This is a genomic window from Streptomyces glaucescens, from assembly GCF_002154375.1.
Lineage (GTDB): Bacteria > Actinomycetota > Actinomycetes > Streptomycetales > Streptomycetaceae > Streptomyces > Streptomyces glaucescens.
Genome location: NZ_MUND01000680.1, coordinates 1 through 3819 on the forward strand (window position 1 = coordinate 1; position 3819 = coordinate 3819).

Below are 3819 nucleotides of genomic sequence, written 5' to 3' on the forward strand. Positions count from 1 at the left end.
GCTCGTGGCCCTGGCGGGCGATCGCCTCGTTGATCTGGGTGAAGGGGCGGGAGCCGAAGAACTTCTTGGCGGAGAGCGGGGAGGGGTGGGCGCCCTTCACCACGACATGGCGGGTCTCGTCGATCAGGGGGAGCTTCTTCTGGGCGTAGTTGCCCCAGAGGACGAAGACCGCCGGGTCGGGGCGCTCGGCCACCGCGCGGATCACCGCGTCGGTGAACTTCTCCCAGCCCTTCCCCTTGTGCGAGTTGGCCTCGCCCGCNNAGCAGCAGGACGCCCTGCCGGGCCCACGGCATGAGGTAGCCGTTGTCCGGCACCGGCAGGCCCAGCTCCTCCTGCATCTCCTTGTAGATGTTGCGCAGCGACGGCGGGGTCTTCACCCCGGGGCGGACCGAGAAGCACAGGCCGTGCCCCTGGCCCTCGCCGTGATACGGGTCCTGGCCGAGGACCAGCACCTTCACCTGCTCGTACGGCGTGGCGTCGAGGGCGGCGAAGACCTCCTCGCGCGGCGGGTAGACGGGACCCTTCGCCCGCTCCTCCTCGACGAACTCCGTCAGCTCCTTGAAGTAGGGCTTCTGCAGCTCGTCGCCCAGGACCCCGCGCCAGGACTCGGGCAGCATGGCGGTGTCGGTCACGTCAACTTCCTTACGGTGTGCGGTCGCTTCCAGGTCTCAGAACCTACAGGCGACCACTGACAACGCACCGCGCGGGCCGTCTCCGCCGAGCCTCACCAGCTGGTCTTGCGGTCCAGCTCCCACATCATCATGATCGTCGAGGGGTCGAGGGCCCGCTCCCCGCCGGAGATCTCCTCGCTCGCCGCGATGAACTGCTTGCCCTGCCACAGCGGCAGCAGCCGCGCGTCGTTCACGAGGATCTGCTGAGCCTCCTCGAACTCCCGCTCCACCTGGGCGCGGTCGCTCTCCCGGCGGGAGCGGGGCAGCAGGTCCTGGGTGATCTCGGGCGCCGGGTACGGCGTGCCGAGGGCGTTCTCCTTGCCGACGAACGGCGCGATGTAGTTGTCGGCGTCGGGGAAGTCGGGGAACCAGCCGCGTCCGAAGACCGGGTACTCGCCCTTCTGGTAGCCCTCGACGTACGTCTTCCAGGGCCGGCTCTTCAGCGTGATCTCGAACAGGCCGGACGCCTCCAGCTGCCGCTTCAGCTCCTTGAACAGGACGGCGGTCTCGGAGCCGTAGCGGTCGCTGGTGTACCAGAAGGTCAGCGGGACGGGCTCGGTGATGCCGGCCTCGGTGAGGATGGCGCGGGCCTTGCCGGCGTCGGGGTCGCCGTAGTCGTCGAAGAAGCCGGTGGTGTGCCCGTTGATGCCGTTGGGGACCATGGAGTACAGCGGGTCCACGGTGTCCTTGTAGATCTCGTGGGCGATGGTCGGCCGGTCGACGAGCTGCGCGACGGCCTTGCGCACGGCGGCCTTCCCGGCCCACGGGTCGCTGGGGTTGAACACCAGGTAGCTGATGTCGATGCCGGCGCCCTCGACCAGCTGGAGGGTCTGCTCGGCGTCCTTGGTCTGCAGGTCGACGATGTCGTCGGCGGCGAGACCGCGGTAGGTGAGGTCGATCTCCTGCTTCTTCAGCGCCTCGACCATGGTGCCGGAGTCCTGGAAGTAGCGGATGGTCACCGCGTCGTTGCGGCGCTCGGCGTAGCCGTCGTAGTGGTCGTTGGTGACCAGTTCGGCCCGGTCGTTCTCCTGGTAGGCCTCGAGCTTGTACGGCCCGGAGCCGGTGACCTCGTCGCCCTGGCGCAGCGCGTCGGCCGGGTAGCTGCCGGGCTCGACGATGGACATGGCGGGGGTGGCGAGCACGAAGGGGAAGGTGGCGTCGGACGTCTTGAGGTGGAAGACGACCTCGCGCTCGCCGCGCGCCTCCACCCGGTTCAGGCTGCCGAGCAGCCCCGCGGGCCCCGAGGGCGCCTTGATCTTCAGGATCCGGTCGATCGAGTGCTTGACGGCCTTGGCGTCGAGCGGGCTGCCGTCGGAGAACTTCAGCCCCTTGCGCAGCTCGCACCGGTAGGTGCGGTTGGCGGTGTCGCTGAACTCGCAGCTCTTCGCCGCGTCCGGCTGCGGCGTCGTCGAGCCGTTGGGGTAGCTCAGCAGGGTCTGGTAGATGTTCCGGAACAGCTCCCAGGAGCCGTCCCAGGACGCGGCGGGATCCAGGGTGGTGGGCGCGCTGGTGGTCCCGACGACGATCGGGCCGTCGTCGGCCTCGCCGCTGTCGGAGAACAGGCCGCAGCCCGCCACCAGGGATATGGAAGCGATCGCCGCCACTTGCCGCAGGCATCGGTTCCGGTTGAACACGCGCACGCTCCTCGATCTGCCATACCAAATGTCGGCAGACACTACCGCAGCAACACGCCGTGTGGACCGTCCTTGCGAGAGGTAGTTGATCACCTTTTGGATGACGACGTTGTCAGGCTTCGTTGGCCTGTCAAACCTCGCCACGGGCACCGTTTCCGTCAACATCGATCACGTCACGTGCAGAGCACGAAACCATCTCGACGCACACGACGGGAAACGGTGCCCGTGAAGCGTCCGACGTCAGGCGACGCCCGCGTTGAGGAAGATGCCGCCGTCCACCACCAGCGTCTGGCCGGTGACCCAGTCGGCCTGCTCGGAGGTGAGGAACGCGGCGGCGCCGCCGATGTCCGACGGCACACCGAGCCGCTTCAGCGGGTAGGCCGCGGCCGCCTCCTCCTCGCGGCCCTCGTACAGGGCCTGGGCGAACTTCGTCTTGACCACGGCCGGGGCGATCGCGTTGACCCGCACCTTGGGCGCGAACTCGTGCGCCAGCTGCACGGTCAGGTTGATCAGCGCGGCCTTGCTGACCCCGTACGCGCCGATGAAGGGCGAGGGCGCGAGCCCCGCGACGGAGGCGATGTTGACGATCGCGCCGCCGTTGTCCTTCTGCCAGGCGTGCCAGGTGCGCTGGGCGAAGCCGAGCGCCGAGACCACGTTGGTCTCGAACACCTTGCGGGCCACGTTCAGGTCGAGGTCCGCGATCGGCCCGAACACCGGGTTCGTACCGGCGTTGTTGACCAGGTAGTCGACCCGGCCGAAGGCCTCCATGGTGCGTTCGACGGCGAGCGCCTGGTGGGCCTCGTCGTGCGCCTTGCCGGCCACACCGATCGCCCGGTCGGCGCCGAGCTTGTCGACGGCCTCCTTGAGGGCGTCCTCGTTGCGGCCGGTGATGCAGACACGGTCGCCGCGGGCGACGAGCGCCTCGGCGACGCCGTAGCCGATGCCGCGGCTGGCGCCCGTGACGAGCGCGACCTTGCCGGAGAGTTCAGTCATGGTGTGGTGATCCCTAGTCGAGCGGTCCGCCGGCGACGTACAGCACCTGGCCGGAGACGAAGCCGGCCGCCTCGCCGGTGAAGAAGGCGATGGCGTTGGCGATGTCGTCCGGCTCGCCGACGCGCTGCACGGGGATCATCGAGGCGGCGGCGGCCTTGAAGTCCTCGAAGCCCATGCCGACGCGCTCGGCGGTGGCGGCGGTCATGTCGGTGGCGATGAAGCCGGGGGCGACGGCGTTGGCGGTGATGCCGAACTTGCCCAGCTCCTTGGCGAGGGTCTTGGTGAAGCCCTGCAGACCCGCCTTGGCGGCCGAGTAGTTGACCTGGCCCCGGTTGCCGAGCGCGGAGGACGAGGAGAGGTTGACGATCCGGCCGAAGCCCGCGTCGACCATGTGCTTCTGGCAGGTCTTCGACATCAGGAAGGCGCCGCGCAGGTGCACGTTCATGACGGTGTCCCAGTCGGAGACGCTCATCTTGAACAGCAGGTTGTCGCGGAGCACGCCCGCGTTGTTGACGAGGATG

3 protein-coding genes and 1 pseudogene are annotated in these 3819 nt (G+C 68.7%); all 4 read right to left on the reverse strand.

Annotated features, from left to right (window positions below; all coding sequences use genetic code 11):
• Positions 1 to 632, reverse strand: a pseudogene (ung, locus tag CCN42_RS34745) (uracil-DNA glycosylase); the annotation flags it as partial.
• A gap of 92 nt (positions 633 to 724) precedes the next feature.
• A complete protein-coding gene (locus CCN42_RS34750; protein WP_169731580.1) occupies positions 725 to 2305 on the reverse strand; it encodes an ABC transporter substrate-binding protein in 1581 nt (526 codons plus the stop codon).
• A 240-nt stretch (positions 2306 to 2545) separates the two neighbouring features.
• Positions 2546 to 3298: an SDR family oxidoreductase gene (locus CCN42_RS34755; protein WP_086169836.1), complete on the reverse strand. Its 753-nt coding sequence runs from the start codon at positions 3296 to 3298 to the stop codon at positions 2546 to 2548.
• Positions 3299 to 3311: 13 nt separating this feature from the next.
• Positions 3312 to 3819, reverse strand: a 508-nt coding sequence (locus CCN42_RS34760) for an SDR family oxidoreductase (protein WP_086741384.1), incomplete at its 5' end; no start/stop codon positions are given.

Bases quoted from the DNA above. Each gene is read 5' to 3' on its own strand.
- CCN42_RS34755 (WP_086169836.1), bottom strand. From the start codon at position 3,298: ATGACTGAACTCTCCGGCAAGGTCGCGCTCGTCACGGGCGCCAGCCGC.